The 19,484-nt window shown below is 71.5% G+C and carries 18 protein-coding genes and 1 tRNA gene; 6 read left to right on the top strand and 13 right to left on the bottom strand.

The genetic code is table 11. The features are described 5' to 3' along the window. Positions 1-46: 46 nt before the first annotated feature. Genes ehuA through ehuB form a run of 4 tightly spaced genes read right to left on the bottom strand, consistent with a single transcriptional unit; the run spans position 47 to position 3,171 of the window. The gene (ehuA, locus tag ACLLJJ_RS12220) at positions 47-871 is read right to left on the bottom strand and encodes an ectoine/hydroxyectoine ABC transporter ATP-binding protein EhuA (protein ID WP_434589916.1); all 825 of its coding nucleotides are present in this window, start codon (positions 869-871) and stop codon (positions 47-49) included. Then, positions 861-1,511, bottom strand: a complete 651-nt coding sequence (gene ehuD / locus ACLLJJ_RS12215; protein ID WP_434589913.1) for an ectoine/hydroxyectoine ABC transporter permease subunit EhuD — start codon at positions 1,509-1,511, stop codon at positions 861-863. Before ehuD ends, ehuA begins: the two co-directional genes overlap by 11 nt. Further along, positions 1,511-2,251: an ectoine/hydroxyectoine ABC transporter permease subunit EhuC gene (gene ehuC / locus ACLLJJ_RS12210; RefSeq protein WP_434589910.1), complete on the bottom strand. Its 741-nt coding sequence runs from the start codon at positions 2,249-2,251 to the stop codon at positions 1,511-1,513. Before ehuC ends, ehuD begins: the two co-directional genes overlap by 1 nt. Further along, positions 2,248-3,171, bottom strand: coding sequence for an ectoine/hydroxyectoine ABC transporter substrate-binding protein EhuB (gene ehuB, locus ACLLJJ_RS12205; RefSeq protein ID WP_434589907.1), 924 nt, complete (start codon positions 3,169-3,171; stop codon positions 2,248-2,250). Before ehuB ends, ehuC begins: the two co-directional genes overlap by 4 nt. 150 nt (positions 3,172-3,321) lie before the next feature. Between ehuB and ACLLJJ_RS12200 the strand changes: the two genes are divergently transcribed. Beyond that, complete coding sequence (locus ACLLJJ_RS12200) at positions 3,322-3,834, top strand: DUF3830 family protein (protein ID WP_283515961.1); 513 nt, start codon at positions 3,322-3,324, stop codon at positions 3,832-3,834. On the opposite strand, the gene ACLLJJ_RS12195 is transcribed toward ACLLJJ_RS12200, so the two are convergent. Together ACLLJJ_RS12195 and ACLLJJ_RS12190 are read right to left on the bottom strand one after the other, a co-directional pair. Then, entirely contained in the window at positions 3,809-5,221 is a 1,413-nt protein-coding gene (locus ACLLJJ_RS12195) for an amidase (RefSeq protein WP_434589904.1), read from the bottom strand. The two genes, ACLLJJ_RS12200 and ACLLJJ_RS12195, sit on opposite strands and share 26 nt — an antisense overlap. After that, entirely contained in the window at positions 5,214-6,164 is a 951-nt protein-coding gene (locus ACLLJJ_RS12190; protein ID WP_434589902.1) for a D-2-hydroxyacid dehydrogenase, read from the bottom strand. The genes ACLLJJ_RS12195 and ACLLJJ_RS12190 overlap by 8 nt, the downstream gene beginning before the upstream one ends. A 98-nt stretch (positions 6,165-6,262) precedes the next feature. Between ACLLJJ_RS12190 and ACLLJJ_RS12185 the strand changes: the two genes are divergently transcribed. From ACLLJJ_RS12185 to ACLLJJ_RS12175, 3 genes are all read left to right on the top strand, one after another. Further along, positions 6,263-7,090, top strand: coding sequence for a maleate cis-trans isomerase family protein (locus ACLLJJ_RS12185; protein WP_434589900.1), 828 nt, complete (start codon positions 6,263-6,265; stop codon positions 7,088-7,090). Further along, a complete protein-coding gene (locus tag ACLLJJ_RS12180) occupies positions 7,087-7,806 on the top strand; it encodes a maleate cis-trans isomerase family protein (RefSeq protein ID WP_434589897.1) in 720 nt (239 codons plus the stop codon). The genes ACLLJJ_RS12185 and ACLLJJ_RS12180 overlap by 4 nt, the downstream gene beginning before the upstream one ends. A gap of 85 nt (positions 7,807-7,891) precedes the next feature. Next, complete coding sequence (locus ACLLJJ_RS12175; protein ID WP_434589895.1) at positions 7,892-8,959, top strand: LLM class flavin-dependent oxidoreductase; 1,068 nt, start codon at positions 7,892-7,894, stop codon at positions 8,957-8,959. 141 nt (positions 8,960-9,100) lie between these two features. On the opposite strand, the gene ACLLJJ_RS12170 is transcribed toward ACLLJJ_RS12175, so the two are convergent. Continuing rightward, positions 9,101-10,912, bottom strand: coding sequence for a putative bifunctional diguanylate cyclase/phosphodiesterase (locus ACLLJJ_RS12170; protein WP_434600388.1), 1,812 nt, complete (start codon positions 10,910-10,912; stop codon positions 9,101-9,103). Positions 10,913-11,228: 316 nt separating this feature from the next. On the opposite strand from ACLLJJ_RS12170, the gene ACLLJJ_RS12165 reads away from it, so the two are divergent. Next, the gene (locus ACLLJJ_RS12165) at positions 11,229-12,509 is read left to right on the top strand and encodes a M6 family metalloprotease domain-containing protein (RefSeq protein WP_434589892.1); all 1,281 of its coding nucleotides are present in this window, start codon (positions 11,229-11,231) and stop codon (positions 12,507-12,509) included. A gap of 66 nt (positions 12,510-12,575) precedes the next feature. Here ACLLJJ_RS12165 and ACLLJJ_RS12160 read toward each other — a convergent pair. The 6 genes from ACLLJJ_RS12160 to ACLLJJ_RS12135 all read right to left on the bottom strand — a co-directional run bounded on the left by ACLLJJ_RS12160 (position 12,576) and on the right by ACLLJJ_RS12135 (position 18,435). Continuing rightward, positions 12,576-12,649 (bottom strand) — tRNA-Lys (locus ACLLJJ_RS12160). Continuing rightward, positions 12,640-13,332: a hypothetical protein gene (locus ACLLJJ_RS12155; protein ID WP_434589891.1), complete on the bottom strand. Its 693-nt coding sequence runs from the start codon at positions 13,330-13,332 to the stop codon at positions 12,640-12,642. The genes ACLLJJ_RS12160 and ACLLJJ_RS12155 overlap by 10 nt, the downstream gene beginning before the upstream one ends. Before the next feature lie 494 nt (positions 13,333-13,826). Then, complete coding sequence (locus ACLLJJ_RS12150) at positions 13,827-14,168, bottom strand: hypothetical protein (RefSeq protein ID WP_434589889.1); 342 nt, start codon at positions 14,166-14,168, stop codon at positions 13,827-13,829. A 75-nt stretch (positions 14,169-14,243) separates the two neighbouring features. Next, positions 14,244-15,602, bottom strand: coding sequence for an AAA domain-containing protein (locus ACLLJJ_RS12145; RefSeq protein WP_434600387.1), 1,359 nt, complete (start codon positions 15,600-15,602; stop codon positions 14,244-14,246). Then, positions 15,602-17,191 carry a hypothetical protein gene (locus ACLLJJ_RS12140; RefSeq protein WP_434589886.1) on the bottom strand — a complete coding sequence of 530 codons (1,590 nt, stop codon included), beginning with the start codon at positions 17,189-17,191 and terminating at the stop codon, positions 15,602-15,604. The genes ACLLJJ_RS12145 and ACLLJJ_RS12140 overlap by 1 nt, the downstream gene beginning before the upstream one ends. After that, complete coding sequence (locus ACLLJJ_RS12135; RefSeq protein ID WP_434589883.1) at positions 17,182-18,435, bottom strand: hypothetical protein; 1,254 nt, start codon at positions 18,433-18,435, stop codon at positions 17,182-17,184. Before ACLLJJ_RS12135 ends, ACLLJJ_RS12140 begins: the two co-directional genes overlap by 10 nt. 339 nt (positions 18,436-18,774) lie before the next feature. Between ACLLJJ_RS12135 and ACLLJJ_RS12130 the strand changes: the two genes are divergently transcribed. After that, positions 18,775-19,371, top strand: coding sequence for a histidine phosphatase family protein (locus ACLLJJ_RS12130; protein ID WP_434589881.1), 597 nt, complete (start codon positions 18,775-18,777; stop codon positions 19,369-19,371). Positions 19,372-19,484: the final 113 nt, after the last annotated feature.

The raw sequence follows: 19,484 nt of genomic DNA, 5'->3' as shown, positions 1-19,484 counted from the left end.
CCTGGCATATGCCAGGGGCAGAGTTACCGGCCAGTGCGCCGGGGGATCAGAGCACCGCGCTCAGGAACTCCCGGGTGCGCTCGTGGTCCGGGTCGCTGAAGATTTTCTCCGGCGGTCCCGACTCGATGACGCGACCCGCGTCGAACATCAGCACGTCGTCCGAGATGTCCCGGGCGAAATTCATCTCGTGGGTGACGCATAGCATCGTGATGTCGGTGCTGTGGGCGATGTCCCGCAGTACGTCGAGCACGCCGGTCACCAGCTCGGGGTCGAGCGCCGACGTGACCTCGTCGAGCAGCAGCACCTGCGGGCGCATGGCGAGCGCGCGGGCGATGGCCACGCGCTGCTGCTGACCGCCGGACAGCTGGGAGGGGTACGCGTCGACACGGTCCCCGAGCCCGACCAGGTCGAGCAGCCCCTTCGCCCGCTCCACGGCCTCGTCCTCGGACAGTCCCAGGACGTGCACCGGAGCCTCGGTGATGTTGCGCAGGACCTTCATGTTGGGGAAGAGGTTGAACTGCTGGAACACCATGCCGATGTTCTTGCGCACCTCGCGCACGTGCTTCTCGCCGGCCGGCCCGAGCTTGCCGTCCTTCTCCTCGTGCGTGAGGTACTGGCCGCCGACCTTGATGTGCCCCTCGTCCGGCTTCAGCAGCGTCATCAGCAGCCGCAGGATCGTGGTCTTGCCCGATCCGGACGGGCCGATCAGGGTCACGTGCTTGCCGGAGGAGACCGTGAAGTCCAGCGAATCCAGCACCGTGTTGGTGCCGAAGCGCTTGGTGACCTTGTCGAAGCGGATCAGCTCTTGGCCGTCCGCCGCGGGGTTGGCCGTCTCTTTCGACGTGTTCGCGGGATTGCTGTCAGCGGACAAGGCGACGCTCCAGTGCTCGCATGAGAAGGGATGCCGGGTAGGAGATGACGATGAAGGCGACACCGACGACGGTGAAGACCTCGACCGTCAGGAAGGTCTCTGAGGCGAACTGGCGCGCCTCGCCGAGCATTTCCATCACTCCGATCACAAAGATCATCGGAGTGTCCTTGAGCATCGCGATGACGTAGTTGCCCAGCGCCGGGATGACACGGCGGATCGCCTGCGGCAGGATGACCGCGCCCCAGGTGCGGACCCGCGGCAGGCTGAGCGCGGTGGCCGCCTCCCACTGTCCGGCGGGGACGCCGTCGATACCGGCCCGGTAGACCTCGGCGGTATACGTGGAGTAGTGCAGACCGAGGCCGATGACACCGGTGACCATCGCGCTGAGCGTGATGCCCCACTCCGGCAGTACGTAGTAGAGGAAGAACAGCTGCACCAGCAGCGGGGTGTTGCGCACGAACTCGGTGATGATGTTCACCGGCCAGCGCACCACCGCCAGGCTGGAGCGTTGAGCCATCGCCCACACCAGGCCGAGCGTGAACGCGACGAGCGCGCCCAGCACCAGGGCCTGCAGGGTGACGAGCAGACCGTCGAAGAACCTCGGCATGAAATCGCCGACCGCGGACCAGTCCCATGCCATCAGGCGTCACCTCCCGCGCTGATCGAGATCTCGGACTGACGGCGGATGCCGAGCTTGCGGGTGAGGCCGCCGGTCTTCTCGGGCCGCTGGCCGATACCGGCCTTCGCCTGGCGCTCCAGGACGCGCATGCCACGAGTGAGGACGAAGGCGAGCACGAAGTACATCACCAGGATGATCGTGTAGACGGGCGCGCTCTGGCCGGTCGCGTTGCGCACCAGCGAGGCGGCGAAGGCGATGTCGCCGACGCCCATGATCGAGACCAGGGCGGTGCCCTTGAGCAGCTCGATCAGGAGGTTGTTGAAGGGTGGGATCATCTCGGGCCAGGCCTGCGGCAGGATGATCTTCCGCAGCTGCTGTGCGGGGGTGAAGCTCAGCGCGACTCCCGCCTCGCGCTGGGCGGGCGCCACCGCGTTGATGGCGCCGCGCACGACCTCCGAGCCGTACGCGCCGTAGGTGAGCCCCAGTGCCAGCACGGCGGCCCACATCGGTACGAGCTGCCAGCCGAAGCCCAGCGGCAGCACGAAGAAGATCCAGAACATCAGAATCAGCGCGGACGTACCGCGGAAAATCTCGAAGTAGGCACCGGACAGAAAGCGCACGATCCACAGCCGGTGGGCGCGGGCGAGGCCGATGAAGAAGGCCACCGCCGCGGCGAGGGCGGCGCTGAGCACGGTCAGCTGGACCGTGATCCACACGCCTTTGAGGAGGAGTTCCCACAAACCAGCGCTGATTTCGCTCATGGCTTGCACTTCTCCTTGGCCGTGATGGTCGTCATCTGGTCCTTCCCGAATCCGAAGGGCCGCATGATCTCCAGCAGTTCACCGCTTTTCTTCAGCTTGTGCAGCTCACGGTTGAACGCGTCGCGGAGGTTGGTCTCCGGGGTGCGGAACGCGAAGGCGCCGACGTCGATGACGGGCTTGCCGTCGACGAGGGGCGTGACCTCGTCGGTGGCCTCGGCCTTCGAGGTCTCGGTCTCCTCCACGACGTTGCGCACGGTGACCGCCGTGCCGACGAAGACGTCGACGCGGCCCTGCTCGACGGCCAGCAGGCCCGCGAGCTGGTCCGGCAGGGTCGTCACGTTCTTGACCCCGGCCTCCTCGGCGTACGCGATCTCCGCGTAGCCCACGCCGGTCGCCATCCTGGCCCCGGACCTGGCGATGTCCTTGTAGGTGTGGAGGTTCTTGGGGTTCCCCGTGGGTACGAGGAACGCGTCGAGCATCTGGTACTCGGGATCGGCGAAAATCACCTGCTCGCAGCGCTCGGGATTGATGTACATCCCGGCGGCGACCACGTCGAACTGCAGCGAATTCAAGCCGGTGATCAGCGAGCCGAACTCGGTGGCGAACGGCTGTACGTTCTCCACCCCGAGCTCCTTGAAGATGCGCTTGGCGATGGTCGGGGCGGAGCCCGTCATCTCGCCGTCCTTGCCGATGTAGCTGTAGGGCTGCTCGCCCGCCAGCCCCAGCCGCACGGTCTTCTTCGCGCGCAGTTGGTCCAGCAGCGTTCCCCCGTCCCCGATGTCGGCGGTGGCCACCCGGCTGCACGCGCTCGTCGCACCCATGGCGCCGACGGCGCCGAGCGCCGCAGCTCCTGCGAGCAGCGAGCGGCGCCGTAGCCCGCGTCCTGTGCTTCTTGGATTGTTCCCCTGTGGTGGAGCCATGGGCGCGCTACTACCCGAGGCGGGAAAAGATATGCCGATCATTTCCGGCCCCGACTCGCGCAATGCGGACACAACGGCACGTACCCGATGAGGTGTTGCACCGATACCCGGGTGCCCTAACGTGCAGGAACAGGACTGTGAGGAGAGCGCATGAATGACCGCTTCATCGAAGTCTCGCTCGACAAGCGCGGTGTGCGCTGCACCGCGAAACTCCTCGACGACCGCGCGCCGCTGACCTGCGCGGCGGTGTGGGAGGCGCTCCCGCTGGGCGGGGACGTGTACCACGCGAAGTACGCGCGCAACGAGATCTACGCGCTGCTGGCCCCCTTCGCCGCACAGGAGCCGCCGCTGGAGAATCCGACCGTCACCCCCATCCCCGGCGACCTCTGCTATTTCGCCTTCTCCGACACCCAGCTGGGCACCGCGTCGCACGGCTACGGGCCGAAGGCCGCCCTCAAGGACGGCCACGGCGTCGTCGACCTCGCGCTCTTCTACGAACGCAACAACCTGCTGCTCAACGGCGATACGGGCTGGGTCCCCGGCATCGTCTGGGGCACCGTCGTCGACGGCCTCGACCGGATGGCCGAGGCCTGCCAGGACCTCTGGCGCTCGGGCGCGCTGGGCGAGACGCTCAGCTTCAGGCGGGCCGGCGAATCTCCGTGATCCCGCTCCCGTAGAGCGCGTGCGCCGCGCGCAGCACCAAGGCGTCCCGGTGGCGCGCGGCCACCAGCTGCACCCCGATCGGCAGCCCGTCGACGTCCGTGCCGCAGGGCACGGTCGCGGCGGGTTGCTGGGTCAGATTGAAGGGGTACGTGAAGGGCGTCCATCCTGTCCACCGCCGGTGCCCCGACCCCCTCGGCACCTCGACGCCCGCCTCGAAGGCGGTGATCGGCAGGGTCGGGGTGACCAGCAGGTCGTACGTCGAGTGGAAGCGGCCCATGCGCCGGCCCAGATCCATCCGGGCGTCAACGGCCGAGAGGTAGTCCAGCGCGCTGAGCCCGGCCCCCGCCTCGCACACCTCGCGCAGCCCCGGGTCGAGGAGATCCCGCTGCTCGGGGCCGAAGTGCTGCACCAGCCGGGCGGCGCCGCTGAACCACAGCGTGTGGAAGGCCTCCACCGGGTCGGCGCCGCCGTGCTCGATTCCCATGGCGGGGTCGGCCTCTTCGACGTACGCGCCGAGGTCGGCCAGCTTCTCCACGGCCCCGCGCACCGCCGCGGCGACCTCGGGCCGCACCGAGACCTGCCCGCCGAACGACGCCGAGTACGCCACCCGCAGGCCCCGCACCCCGCCCTCCAGCGACCCGCTGAGGCTTTCGCCGGGGCCCAGCTGCGACCAGTCGCGCCAGTCCGCGCCGCTGATGACGTCCATCAGCAGTGCCGCGTCCGATGCGTCCCTGGTCATCGGGCCCGCGTGCGCGAGCGTGCCGAAGGGGCTGGACGGGTAGAGCGGTACCCGCCCGTACGTCGGCTTCAGCGCGAAGATGCCGCAGAAGGAGGCCGGGATGCGCACCGAGCCGCCGCCGTCCGTGCCGAGCGAGAGCGGGCCCGCGCCCAGCGCCACGGCCGCCGCGCTGCCGCCGCTGGAGCCGCCCGCCGTGCGCGCGGGGGCGTACGGATTGCGGGTCACCCCGCTCTGCGGGGAATCGGTGACGCCCTTCCAGCCGAACTCGGGCGTGGTCGTCTTGCCGAGGAGGACCGCGCCGTGCTCACGCAGCCGCGCCACCGCGGGCGCGTCCTCGTCCCACGGCCCCTCGGTGCGTACGGTCCTGGAGCCCCGCAGGGTCGGGCCGCCGCGCATCAGGAAGATGTCCTTCACCGAAACCGGCACCCCGTCGAGCAGCCCCTGCGGCTCCTTCGCGCGCCGACGCGCGGCGGCTGCCTCCGCCTGCGCCATCGCCTCCTCGGCGTCCACCCGGACGAAGGCGTTGACCAGCGGATCGACGGCCTCGATCCGGTCCAGCACGGCGCGGGTCGCGTCGACGGGGGTGAACTCGCCCTTCTCGTAACCTGCCAGGAGTTGGCGGGCGGTCAATGCGCTCAGTTCAGTCATGCGTGGGGACGTACCCACGTTTCTTGTCGACCACGTTCGGCAGAGGGCTTCCGGCCGCCCACAACTCGTACAGCTCAACGAATTGGGTGCCCAGCTGGTCGCGCCAGCCGACTACGTCGCCGCTCATGTGCGGGGAGACGATGAGGCCCGGGACGTCCCACAGCGGGCTCTGCGGCGGCAGCGGCTCCTGACTGAAGACATCCAGCGCCGCGCCCGCGATCCACCGCTTCGTCAGCGCCGCGACGAGGTCGTCCTCGACGACGAGCTGCCCGCGCCCCACATTGATGAAACGGGCCGACGGCTGCATGGCGTCGAAGACCGCCGCGTTGAACATGCCCCGGGTGGAGTCCGTCAGCGGCGCCGCGCACACCACCCAGTCGGCGCGTGCGAGCAGTGCGGGCAGCTCGTCGGTGCCGTGCACGCCGGGGCGTGCGGTGCGCCCGACCAGCGCGGTGGTGATGCCGAGCGCCGTCAGCAGCCGGGCGGTCTCCCGGCCGATCGGCCCGGAGCCGACGACCACCGCGCGACTGCCCGCCACCCGCACGGTCTCCCGGTGCCGCCAGCGCCGCTGACGCTGGAGCTCCAGGCTGCCGGCGAAGTCCTTGGCCATGGCCAGGACCAGCCCCGCGACGTACTCCGCGATGGGCAGATCGAAGATCCCCCGGGCGTTGGTCACCACCGTGTCGGAGGCCACCAGCTCGGGGCACAGGAGATGGTCCACGCCCGCGCTGGCGGTGTGCACCCAGCGCGGCCTGGGGCCGTCCCCTGGCCAGGCGCGACACACCGCGTCCGAGGTGAAGTCCCAGACCAGAAGCGCGTCTGCCAGTGGTAGTTGACGAGCGAGCGTCCGCTCGTCACCGTGCAGGATGTGGGCCCGTCCGGCCAGCCGGCCGAGACGTGGCGGTGGATCGGCGTCCAGGACAAGAAGAGTTGCTTCAGACATGGAGTGGAAACCGTTTCGCAACGTCTGAGATGTACGGATTGACCACGCTCGCACCAGAAACTAACGTCGTCAATACCCGCACCTCCTAGGGGGTCGCATTGGACATCTCTTTCCTGGGCGGACCGAGGCCACAACGTGGAGTAGGCGTTGTGGCCCCTTTCGACTTCGCACTCGACCGGGAATTGTGGCGCTGGACTCCGGACGGGGTTTCGCTGCATCTCACCCGCACCCCTTTCGTGCCCGTCGAGGTCAGTCTTGACCTCGCCAGGCTGGTCAGCGAACACGAGACGCTGCGCGATGCGGTACGGGCCCTGATCGCGGTTGCCCCCGAAGTTGTCGCCTACGCCTGCACATCGGGAAGTTTCGTCGGCGGTGTCGCCGGGGAGCGTGCCATGTGCGAGGCCATGTCTCAGGCCGGGGAACTCCCCTCGGTCACCACATCGGGAGCGTTGCTCGACGCGCTCGGAGAGATCGGCGCCCGGCGCATCGCGCTGGTCACGCCCTACACGGAATCGGTGACCAGCTCCCTGGAGGAGTACCTGGCGGAGGCCGGAATCGCGGTGACGGGGCGGGCTTTTCTCGGCCTTACCCGGCACATCTGGAAAGTCCCGTACCGGGACGTGGTGGACATGGCACGCCAGGCGGTCGTGGGAGCCGCCGACTGTCTGTTCATCAGCTGCACCAATCTGCCGACGTACGACGTGATTCCTCAGCTGGAGGCGGAGCTGCGCATGCCGGTGATTTCCGCGAATCAGGTCACCATGTGGTCCGCGTTGCGGAGAATCGGTTCGCATGCCGTCGGCCCGTACCAGCAACTGCTGTTCGAACGCACGGAGCCGGTCGAAACGGATACCCAGGAGCAGCCCCGCGCGCAATCACCGGTACAGGCGCAGGGGCAGCCCGAAGGACAGGAAGGGTGGGCATGACAGCGGTCGGATTTCTCTATCCCGGACACTCCGCGGAGGACGATTACCCGCGCATCGAAATGCTCCTCGACAGCGATGTGAGACTGCCCCTGGTCCACACCGACATCGGCGAGGACGCGCATCGCGTCGACGCCCTGCTCGAAATGGGCTCGGCACCCCGTCTCGCGGCCGGCGTCGAGGAGCTGCGGCTGGCGGGCGCGGAGGCGGTGGTCTGGGCCTGTACGAGCGGGAGCTTCGTCCTCGGCTGGGACGGCGCCCACGAGCAGGTGCGCACGCTGGCGCTGACGGCGGGCCTGCCCGCGTCCAGTACGTCCTTCGCCTTCGCCCACGCGGTACGGGAGCTGGGCGCGACCCGGGTCGCGATCGCGGCGACCTACCCGCAGGACGTGGCGGCGTACTTCACCGACTTCCTCAAGTCCTCGGACATCGAGGTGGTCGCGGCGCGCGGCAGCGGCATCATCACGGCCGCCGAGGTGGGCACCTGGGGCCGGGACGAGGTGCTGGCCCTGGCCCGCGCGGGCGACCATCCGGACGCGGAGGTGGTGCTGCTGCCCGATACGGCGCTGCACACCGCCGAGCACCTCCCGGAGCTGGAGGAAGTCCTCGGCAAACCGGTCCTCACCGCGAACCAGGTGACGGTGTGGGAGGGGCTGCGGCTGGTGGAGCGGCGGGTGCGGGGACCGAAACTCGGCACGCTGTTCTCCCGGCGGCCGTGAGGTCGGGCCGGCCGGGAAGGGAATAACCGGAGAGCCCCTCCTGTTCGGTCTGGTGTTGTACGTACCGAACTAGGAGGGGCCAGCGGTGAACGCGATTCGAGGCACGGCGAGCGGAAGCGCGCCCGTACCCCTGTCCGTACTCGATCTCGCGACGGTCGGCAGTGGTCACACGGCGAGCGAGGCGCTGCGCACCAGCGTCGACATCGCCAAGCTCGCGGAGAACCGCGGCTTCCATCGCTACTGGGTGGCCGAGCACCACTCGATGCCCGGCGTCGCCAGCTCGTCCCCGGCGGTGATCCTGGCCCACCTCGCCGCCCACACCGAGCGCATCAGGCTCGGCTCGGGCGGTGTCATGCTGCCCAATCACGCGCCGCTGGTCATCGCCGAGCAGTTCGGCACGCTGGAGGCGTTCGCGCCCGGCCGCATCGACCTGGGTCTGGGGCGTGCTCCCGGCACGGACGGCGGGACGGCGGCGGCGCTGCGGCGCAGCGACCGGCTGCGCGAGGGCGCGGACGACTTCCCGCAGCAGCTCGCCGAGCTGACGCGATTCCTGGACGACGACTTCCCGGACGGCCACCCGTACTCCCGCATCCACGCGGTGCCCGGACCCGTCCAGGGCCCGCCGGGGCGCCCGTCGGTGTGGCTGCTCGGCTCGTCCGGCTTCAGCGCGCGCCTCGCCGGGTCGCTGGGCCTGCCGTTCGCCTTCGCCCACCACTTCTCCGCGCAGAACACCATCCCGGCGCTCGACCTCTACCGCGAGTCCTTCCGCCCGTCCGCGGTCCTCGACGCCCCGTACGCCGTCATCGGCGTCTCGGCGCTGGCGACCGAGGACAAGAAGGAGGCCCGCCGCCAGGTCCTCACCGGAGCCCTGTCGATGCTCCGGCTGCGCACCGGGAACCCGGGGCTGATTCCCACCCCGGAGGAGGCGGAGGCATACGAATTCAGCGCGATGGAGCGGGACTTCGTCGACAGCTGGCTGGGCAACGTCATCCATGGCACGCCGGACGAGGTGCGCGCGGGGCTCGACGACCTGACGAAGCAGACCGGCGCGGACGAACTGATGATCACGGCCAACGCGCACGGGGGCGCGGCGCGGCTGCGGAGCTACGAGCTGATCGCGGACGCGTACGGGCTGCCGGGCGGGCGGGGCTGAGCGGGAGGCTGAGCGCCTACGGCGGGCTGTTCCCCTGCCCGCCCCTTCCCGAAGTCCTCAATCGCCGGAGGGCGTCCGGGGCCGGGGGCTGCCCCGGTTTCGGGCAGGGGAATCGCGCCGCAGACACCCGCATCCCGCCCCCTACACCCGCTCCGCCGCCTCGATCATCTCCCCGATCCGCCCCGGCGCCACCGCCCGTGAGTACAGCCACCCCTGCCCCGTGTCGCACCCGATCCGCCGCAGCCGGGCCGCCTGCCCGGACGTCTCCACGCACTCCGCGGTGACGGTGAGCCCCAGCCGGTGTGCGAGCTGGACCATCGCTTCGACGATCATCTCGTCCGCCGGATTGGGATGCGCGCCCTCGTCGTACCGGAAGCCGCGTACGAACGAACCGTCCAGCTTCAGCACGGACACCGGCAGCCGGCTCAGATAGGCGAGGTTGGAGTACCCGGTCCCGAAATCGTCGATGGCGATGTGGACGCCCATGTCACTCAGCGCCTGCAGGGCCTCCAGCGGGCGGCCCGCCGAGCCCATCACCGCCGACTCAGTGAGCTCCAGCTGGAGCAACTCCGGCGCGAGCCCCGTCTCGGCGAGGATCGCCGCGACGTCGGCGACCAGGTCGGAGTCCCAGACCTGACGCACCGCCACATTGACGCTGACGAACAGCGGCGGCGCCTCGGGATGCTCGGTCTGCCACTGCCTGGCCTGCCGGCAGGCGGTGTGCAGGACCCACCGGCCGAGCTGGACGATCGAGCCGTCCTCCTCGGCGATGGAGATGAACCGATTCGGCGCGAGCATGCCGAACTGCGGGTGCGACCAGCGGACCAGCGCCTCCACTCCCCGCACCCGGCCGCCCTCCAGATCGACCAGCGGCTGGTACTCCAGCATGAACTCGCCCCGCTCGACGGCGGGCCGCAGTGTGCTGGACAGGGCCTGACGAGTCATCCGGTTGGCGTTGCGCTCCGGGTCGAAGAGCGTCCAGCGCGCCTTGCCGTCCTCCTTCGCCCAGAACAGCGTCGTGTCCGCCGCCTGCATCAGACCGGTCGCCGTGGTGCCGGCCGCCGCCCGCTCGACGACCCCGATGGACGCGGAGACCGAGAGCCGCTGACCGGCCAGGTCGAAGGGGAGCTGGAGCGCGGTCAGCACCCCCTGGGCGAGATCGGCGAGCTGCTCGGTGCCGGTGGAGTCCTCGACGAGCAGGGCGAATTCGTCGCCGCCGAGCCGGGCGACCAGGTGGCCGCGGCCGTTGGCGTGGCCGTACTGGTCGGCGCACCGGGACAGCCGGGAGGCCACCGCGGTCAGCAGCCGGTCGCCGATCGGGTGACCGAGGGTGTCGTTGACGGCCTTGAAGCCGTCGAGGTCCAGGTAGCAGAGCCCGACCCGGCCCGTGCCCCCGGTGTCGTACGTCGCGTTCTCCAGCGCCGACGTGAGCCGCTCGAAGAAGAGCGTGCGGTTGGGCAGCCGGGTCACCGGGTCGTGCATCCGCAGGTGACGCAGCCGGGCCTGCAGCTCGCGCCGGTCGCTGATGTCCGACACCAGCAGTAGCACGCTGCTGCTGTCCGCCATGGGCGTGAGGGTGACCTCGGCCCACAGGGACCGCCCGTCGGGGTGCTTGAGCCTGCGGGTGCAGCGGAAGCGGGTGCGCCGACCGGCGAGGACCTCCCGGTAGGCGCGCAGGCTGCGGGCGTCGGCGCTGAGGTCCACCAGATCGGCCGCGTCCCGGTCGTGGAGCAGGGCGGGCTCGATGCCGAAGAGGTCGGCCAGCGAGTGGTTGGCGGAGACGACGTGACCCTCGCGGTCGATGAGGGCCATCGCGGGCCGGGCGGCCTGGAAGGCGGCCCGGTAGTCACGCAGTTCGGACGCGGTACGACCGACCGCCAGTGCATGACGCTCAGTGACGGACGGGCGGAGTGTGTCGGGGACTGATCCCGGCCCTTCAGGGGTTCGGCTCACTGCTCGCTCCCGCAGTGCATTGACGCGTACAGGTTTCGTCAGGTCGTCGGCCGGGTGGAGGGCCGCCGTACGGGGGGCGGGCTCCACGCAGGAAAGTGTGCCGATCATAGAGGCTGGCGCCTCGGCCGATCCAGCTACCCGGTGGCGAGACCGGGTGGCGCGTGCCCACGGACGATCGTTTCTGCACGGGTGCGCCTTGAGGTGTTCCATTGTGACCGTTTGTGACTTTCCGTGATCTCGCCGGGGTGTCGGCCGGTCACCCGGGTGGGGCAGTGGAACAGGGCGTTTATTACCAAATCGGCACAAGGTGGGTGGGGTGTCCCGCATTCCGCACCCGGAGGTCGATGTGGATCGTCAGCTGACACCCGGGGGAGTCGACCGGTCCCGCCTGCGCCTTCGCAGTACGGCGGCCGTACTCACCTCCCTCACGGCGCTCGCCGCCACCTCGCTCGCCGCGGGGCCCGCGGTGGCCGCGCGGGCCGGCCTGCCCTGCCTGCTGCCCCGCACCCCCGCGCACCACTCGCTCGGCCTGGACACCTGGAACGCGTCCTACCCCCGCCCCGATCGCGACCTCGACGCCGCCATGATCTTCCTTTCGTTCCCGGACTCGCCGCCGACCATCCGCACCGACGAGCTCGCGGCCGACCACTTCCCGGCCACCAGCCGCTTCTTCGCGCGCGCCTCGTACGGGAAGTTCACCCTGCGCCCGCACCCGCAGCGCGAGTGGGTGCAGATGCCGGAGGCCTCCACCGCGTACGGGATACAGCGCGACTGGGGCGCGGAGCGGCGCTCCGCCTATCTGCGCGACGCGGTCGCCGCGTCCGATGCCCGGGTGGACTTCTCGAAGTACGACGTCGTCTATTTCGTCGCCGACCCGGACGCGCCGGGCGTCGACTCCGACGCGACCAAGGTGGTCAACTTCGACCGGCCGCTGCGCGCCGACGGCCGGGACATCAGGCGCATCGTCACCGTCTTCGAGCAGCACCCGCCGGACCGCAATGTGCTGGCGCACGAGACCGGTCACGTCTTCGACCTGCCCGACCTCTACCACCGGCCGGTGGACGGGAAGGGGGACTGGGACACGCATGTCGGGGACTGGGACGTGATGGGCAGCCAGTTCGGGCTCGCTCCCGAGCTCTTCGGCTGGCACAAGTGGAAGCTGGGCTGGCTGGACCGGCGGCAGGTGGCCTGCGTGTCGGACGCGGCCGGGACCCTGCTCACCCTGGACCCGCTGGGGGCCGCCCCGGTGCGGGCGGGGGCCGGCGGGACCCGGCTCGCGGTCGTCAGGACCGGGGACGGCAGCGCGATCGCCGTCGAGGCGCGGGGTGCGGCCGGCAACGACCGGTCCACCTGCACCGAGGGCGTGCTCATCTACCGGGTGCGCAACGAGACGGCTTCGGGCGGCGGGCCCATCGAGGTGGTGGACACCCACCCGGACACCGAGGCGTGCTGGGGCAGCTCGGTCTACCCGCCGCTGGCGGACGCGCCGCTGGGGGTGGGGGAGACGTTCACGGTGGCGGGGGACGGGACGCGGGTGGAGGTGGCGGACCGTACGCCGTCGGGGGCGTGGACGGTGCGGATCACGCCGGGCGCCTGACCGGCCGCCGGGCCCGCGCGGGCAACGAAAAGGCCCCTCGCTCTCGCGAGGGGCCTTTTCCGTCTGTGCGCCGTCAGGGACTCGAACCCCGGACCCGCTGATTAAGAGTCAGCTGCTCTAACCAACTGAGCTAACGGCGCCTGGTGACGTCGTAGACATTAGCATCCTGATCGGCGGGAGGAAAAATCGATATCCGCGCCGTGGGGGCCGGCCCGGACCTGGCCGCCCGTACACAGGCCCAGAGCATGACGTCGGGCCCCGGCAGCCACGGATGCCGGACGTCGGGGGCGACCACCCAGCGCGGCCCCGAGGTGACGGATGAGGTGGCCGGGTTGGTGAGCGGGGGGACCGTCACCGCGTCGCCCGCGCCGTGGCACAGCATCGGCGGCACGGGGCTCTCGCCGCTCGCGGCGCCCCATTCCTCCCAGTTCAGCAGCGAGGGCAGCCGCTGGGCGGTGCCGGGGCAGGCGAAGAGCAACATCCGGCCGCGATGGATGGCGACGGGGCCCGAGCCGGGGCCCTCGGTCCATAACCGGTCGAGCATCCGGCGGCCGAAGGTGGTGGGCACGTTCACCACGTCGAACACGGAGCCGCAGGGCAGGACGCCGGGGGCGGCGGGCCGGGTGTCCCAGAGCGAGAGCGTGGAGCGGGGGTAGACGGCGGCGGAAGCGAGCCAGGCGGCGCCGGCGGCGGTGACCTGCGCGGTGTGCGGAGGGCCCTGGTCCCGCAGGAGGCTGAAGACGTCCGCCTCCTCGACGCGGTGGTCCTCGTTGCCGGGAGGGCGGCCGGACAGGGGCGCGGTGTCTCGCTTCCATGCGGTCATGTCCCAGGTGTACCGGGAGTGACGATTCCGTTTCTGAGAGTTGACAGAAATCAGGACAGGGCGGGGCGGCGGAGAGTATCTTGCGGTCCGGCATATGCCACGAGCCAAGCCAGGCCGCCCCAATCGCCCCATGCGGCACACTCGCCCCGGTGGCGCGGTGGGCGCCAAGCCCTCACCGCTTCCGGGGCGTTGGACAGAGCGGCCCGCGCGGGCTGCCATCGGGCCCTCCCGGCTCCTCTTCGGCCGACCCGGGCCGACCCCGGCCGACCCCGGCCGATTCGGCGCGTCCGGTTGTTTCCGGCGTGCGAGGACATGCCAGAAGGGCGTGCGGGGCCCGGGTCGGAGCCCCGATTACGGGAAGGGGGCGGGTGGGGGAAGAGCGCCGCAGGCACTCCGGCCGCCCGGCAAACGCGGTGCGCCGCGCGGAGGCCGGCCGGCGTACGAGAAGCGAGGTCCGGGGAGTCCGGGGGCGGAGCCCCGGCCGCGGGCACCGCTCAGCGCGGCGGCGCGTTGCGCAGCAGGTCGCGGCCGAACTCGACCATCTTCTTCGCGTAGTCCTCGGTCCACTGCGCCCGCTCGGCGATGTCCGCCGCCGACAGCCGGTCGAACCGCTTCGGATCGGCGAGCTGCGCCGCCGCGACCGCCTGGAACTCCACGGCCCGATCGGTCGCCGCCCGGAACGCCAGCGCCAGCTCCGTGGCGCGCTCCAGCAGCTCCCCAGGGTCGTCCATCGACTCCAGGTCGAAGAAGTGCTCGGGATCGGTGGCCGCCTCCGAAGGCTCGAAGAGCAGCGGTGCGGGGCGCAGCCGCCGCTCGGTGCGCTCGGGTTCCGCCATGTGTCGTTCCTCCCTCTCACAAGTCACCAGGGCTCGATGACCACCCTCCATTGTCCGGGTGGACGCAAGTGCGCCTCAGGGGCGGTGGGCGACCCGGTGCTCCGACAGATGGGCCAGCACCGCATGGTTCGCCTCCCAGCCGTCCGGGAATTTCACCGTCACTCCCAGCTGGACCGGCTCCGTCGACGGGTGCTCGTCGAGGAGGTCCGCGACGCCCTCGCGGCACACCACGATGCACGCGTGGCGGTGGCGCGAGGTCAGGACGCACAGGCGGCCCGTCTCCAGGTGGAACGCCGTCGCGTCGGGCCGCCCCGACAGCGGATGCAGGACCACCGTCACGTCGAACTCGCGGCCCTGGAGCCGGTTCGCGGTGTCGACGGCGACGCCCGTGACACCCAGCTCCGCCAGCGCCGCGCGGACGGCCGCCGCCTGGTCGCGATGGGCCGTGCCGACCGCGACACGGTCCGCCGTCAGCGGGACCGGGTCCTCGGAGCGCTCGCTGACCGTCGCGCCGCCGCGGTCCAGCAGGCGGCGTACGACCTGGGCGATCGCCCGGACCGCCTCCGGGTCCGTGCGCGGGGTGTGCCGGGCGGGCAGCTCCAGCAGGCCCCAGCCCGCCTCGGCCGCCTCGTCGAGCACCCGGTCGGCGCCGGAGCCGTCGGACGGGACGCCGAAGGACAGCCGCCGGTCGCCGTGGCCCGTACCGCTGCGGAACGGGGTGTACGGGTAGAACGCGTCGGAGACCAGGGGCGCGGCGGACGCCGGGAGGCGCCAGGAGACGGGCAGGCGGTGCTGCGGCAGCTCCGGGTTGTGCGCGAGGAGCGTCGAGACCGCGCTCGCCGACGGGTCGTACGACAGTCCCGCCCACTGGTCGGCGCCGACGATGGAGAATGGGTCGAGCTGCCCCGGGTCGCCGACGAACAGTGCGCGCTGGAAGAGCCCGGCGACGGCGAGCAGCGCGTCCGAGCGCATCTGGTACGCCTCGTCGACGATCGCGTGCGTCCACGGCTCGACACTCTTGACGTGCGCCCACTTCGCGGCCGTTGAGATGACGATGTCCAGGCCCGCCAGCTCGGCGGCCTTCGCGGACTTGCGTACGTTCGCCAGCTCGTCGAGCGCCTTGTCGTACGGATCGGTGTCGTTGCTGTGCAGCCGCCCGACCGGCAGCTCGGGCTCCTTCTCGGCGAGCCGCATCACCAGGTCGTCCACCTGCGCGTTGGTCTGCGCGATCACCATCAACGGGGAGCCCGCCGCCGCCAGTTCGAGTGCGGCGCGCACCACCAGCGTCGACTTTCCCGCACCGGGCGGCGAATCCACCACGACGCCCCGGTGTGCTCCGTGCAACGTGTCGTGCAGGATCGCGGCGGTCGCACGGCCGGCCGCGGCGCCGGGGTCGAAGGCCGCGGCGGCGGACCCGGCGGGGGCGGGGCGGATCACAGCAGGTCCTCCGGGGTCACGGGGTCGGGGCTCTCGGCGCTCGTGGCGGGCGGGCCGCCGTGGGTCCACGGGGTTTCCTCCGGGTCCGGCAACTGCGGCCCGCCGCGCTGGTCGTGCTCGAAGAGCGTCCAGCACACCTGCTCGCCCCTCGAAGGCACGGACCCGGGCGCCGGCTCCTTGCCGCGGCCCATTTTGTCCGTCACGCGCAGCACCAGGACGCCCGCCTCCTCCTCGTACCGCACGAACTCGGCGCTCTGCGCCTTGCCGTCCAGTGAGCGGTAGACCTTGACCCGCCCGGCGAGCTGCGGCTGGTCGTCGGTGCGGACGGTGAGCAGCGGGCGGGGGCTCGGCCGCTTGCCCTCGCTCATCGCCATCACCACTTCGAGCACCTCGCTGGTGAACGCCTCGCCCGCGAGCCGCCTCCCCGCCATCACCAGCGGGTCGTCGAGTGCCTCCTGCGCCTCCAACTGTGCCTGCGCGCTCTCGCGGGACGCCAGCTTCTGCGCGGCGGACACCGCGCCGTCGCGGCGGGGCTGCGGCGGCTCACCCGCCCTGACCCGGTCGCGGTGCCCGGTGAACGACCAGCGGTCGCGCGTCCAGCGGTCGGTCGCCCTGGGACCCTCGGGCAGCGCCCGCACCAGGTCGAGGCCGCGCCACACCGCGTCCCAGGTGGGTAGCATCTGGCGGGCCAGCAGTGCGCGTATGTCGCTCTCGGCGGCGGCCAGTTCGCTCAGCCGGGCATCGGCCGCGAGCCCGTCCTCGGCGGCGGCGAGCGCCCTGCGCGCCAGGTCGTACCGGTCGATGGCGGGGGCCAGCAGCCTGTTGTCGAAGGCCGGGTCGGTGGCGGGCCCGGCCGGCGGGCACTCCAACTGCCCCTGCGCGTCACGCGTCAGCTCCGCACGCAGCGCGCGCTCGGCGCCGGACTCGTCCTCGGGCGGATCGATCCAGGCGAGCAGTGCGCCCAGGTGCTGGTCCTCCAGCTGGGACTGCCCGGTCGCCCAGTGCCGGCCGAGCAGGTCGGTCGCCGACAGCAGGAGCGAGGACCCGGGCACCCGGGCCCGCTCGGCGTAGTGCGTCAGCCAGCGGCCGAGCAAGGGGATGTGCGGGGGAGCGGGGTAGGGCGTGTCGGGGTCCTGCTCGGCCGTACGCCGAAAACGCATCGAGCGCCCGAGCAGCCGTACGTACTCGACGCCGGCCCGGCTGGGCACGATCAACTGCGGTGCGTCCGCGCACACTTCGACCTCGACCTTGACGCGCTTGCCGGTCTCGGGGTCGGTCTCGTTGCGCTCGGCCGTCTCGACGGCGCCGGCGTACCCGTCGACGTACGGCAGGACGGCCTCGGCCAGCTCCGCGAGGAACGCGAAGCGCAGGTCGCGGTCGCGCGGCTGCGCCACGGCGAGCAGCCGGGGCGCCTGCCGGTCGGTGCCGACGAGCGCCCCCAGGGGCGCGCCCGCCTCACCCGCCGTGGTGAGCGGCACGAACACCATGGGGTGCTCGGACAGATGCCGGTGCCGGACGGTGGCCATGGGCTGCGCCCGTCCGGTCCGCACGGCGTCCAGCCGCGCGAGTGTGCCGATCAGCGACATGCGGCGGCCTTCCCGGCGATGGCCAGCGCCTCGGACCGCAGGGCCGCCGCGCGGCGCAGGGCCACGACGGTCGGGTCCAGCGGGTCACCCGCGGCGCCCTCGGCGGCGGCGAGCACTTCACCGATCGTGGTCAGCCCGCCGAGCTCGCCGCGCACACTGCGGCCCAGCGCCTCCACGGCGCCCGCCGCGCGTGCCTTCCGGCGGCAGTGGAAGGCCAGCTCGCAGGCGGCCAGGCACTCCGGCGCGTACGCCGCGTCGACCGAATCGACGGCCGCCGTCAGCTCCTGCGCCGGGCGCTCCAGGTCGAAGGTGGTGCCTTCGGGGAGGGAGTCGGCGAGGTCCTCGATGCGGGTCAATCGCTCCAACTGACGCCGGGTCACCGAGCGCTGCTTGCGTACGTCGACGACGCAGGCGGTCGGCAGGTTGGAGAAGTCCTTGGGGCAGACCAGCAGGACCGAGTGGCCCACGTCCACGGCGGCGACAGGAGCCGCGTCCGCACTGCTCTCGGCGGCCGTGCCCACCATCGCCGCGACCCGCTCCAGCGCCAGGACGTACACCGCGGACTGGCGGGCCGCCGCGCCCACCTTCGCCGCGTCGGCCGAGTCGTCGATCATCGGGAAGGACTTGATCTCGACGACCGTCCAGCGCCCGTCGGGGTGCACCACCACCGCGTCCGGCTCCAGATACGCGGGGGAGCCCGCCACCTCCAGGGCCAGCATCGGGTGGTCGAGCAGGGTCCAGGCGCCGGCCGCCGTCGCCTCGCGCAGGGCCAGTGCGGTACGGGCCGCGCGGCCCTCGGGGCCGGCCGCCGTCAGATCCGGAAGGCGCGTCCCACCGGGGGCCGGAGGCTCGCTGCCCGCGCCCATCCGCTCGTACAGCAACTGCATCAGCACCCCGGCGCCGTCCGCCTTGACCTTGGCCTCGAACGCGTTGCCCCGCATGAAGGCGAACTGGGACTGACCGAACGCGGAGGGGGCGCCCAGCGCCGCGGCCAGCGCCGTCTTGTCCACCCCCGCGCCGTCGAGCAGGGCGCGGCGTCTGCAGCCGGGGTTGGCGGCGAGGGCGGCCAGCGCGCGGGCATCGAGCGGCAGCGGCGGGACCGCGGGGCCGCGCAGCTCGGCGAGCCGCTGCCGGAGCGCCGTGGTCGATGTCGCCGGTGTCTGCTGCGCCGCCCCTCGCGAAGATGCGTGCGGGGGTGCCTGCAGAGGTGTTGGCGCGGGTCCGCCGCCCAGGGAATCGCTCACCCGGCGAAGTCTCCCATCCACCACTGACAACACCACCGACTCCACCGAGAACCATCGAAATCCACCGAGAATCATCGGGAACCACTGGGAACGGCCGGGAGCGGGTGCTTCGCCGCGCGTGAGCCGCGTACGAATCAACGCGGGTGCGGCGACGCCGGTATCGCCCCGGGGGCTGCCCGCGGATCAGGTGCGCGATGATGGTGGGGGCGGAGTGATCTGCCCGTAAATGCGCCACCGGCGCGCCACCACGCAACATCGACGCTCCGACGACGCACCACCGCACGCACACGCATCATCCACGCACCTCGTGCACCACCACTGCCCCAGGGAGACACCGTCATGGCATCGCGCATCCTGCTGGCCCGGCACGGACAGACCGAGTGGTCGCTGTCCGGGAAGCACACCGGCAGGACGGACATCCCCCTGCTCGACGAGGGCCGACGCGGCGCGAAGCTGCTCGGCGAGCGGCTGCACCGGGCGCCGTTCGACGGGCTGCCGGACGTCGAGGTGCGCACCAGCCCGCTCGTGCGGGCGAGCGAGACCTGTGAGCTCGCCGGGTTCGGCGAGCGGGCGCAGCCGTGGGACGCGCTGATGGAGTGGGACTACGGCGCGTACGAGGGGATGGCCCCGCCCGAGATCAAGGCGCTGCAGAGCGACTGGTTCATCTGGCGCGACGGGGTGCCGGACGGGGAGACGCTCGCCGAGCTGTCCGCCCGCGCCGACGAAGTCGTCGCCTGGGCGCGATCGGCCGACCGGGACGTGCTGATCTTCGCCCACGGCCACATCCTGCGGGCGATCGGTGCGCGCTGGCTGGGTGAGGACGTGTCCTTCGCGGCTCGCGTCAAGCTGGACCCGACGTCCCTCTCGGTCCTGGGCTGGGCGTACGACGCCCCGGCGATCGAGCGCTGGAACGACACGGGGCACATGTCGACCTGACCTGACCTGACCTGACCTGACCTGACCTGACCTGACCTGACCTGACCTGACCTGACCTGACCTGACCTGACCTGACCTGACCTGACCAGACCAGACCAGACCAGACCAGACCA

Origin of the sequence: Streptomyces sp. A5-4 (genome assembly GCF_051131715.1) — a bacterium.
GTDB lineage: Bacteria > Actinomycetota > Actinomycetes > Streptomycetales > Streptomycetaceae > Streptomyces.
Note: the sequence above shows the minus strand (reverse complement) of the source record. Positions and strands in the feature narration are given on the sequence as shown.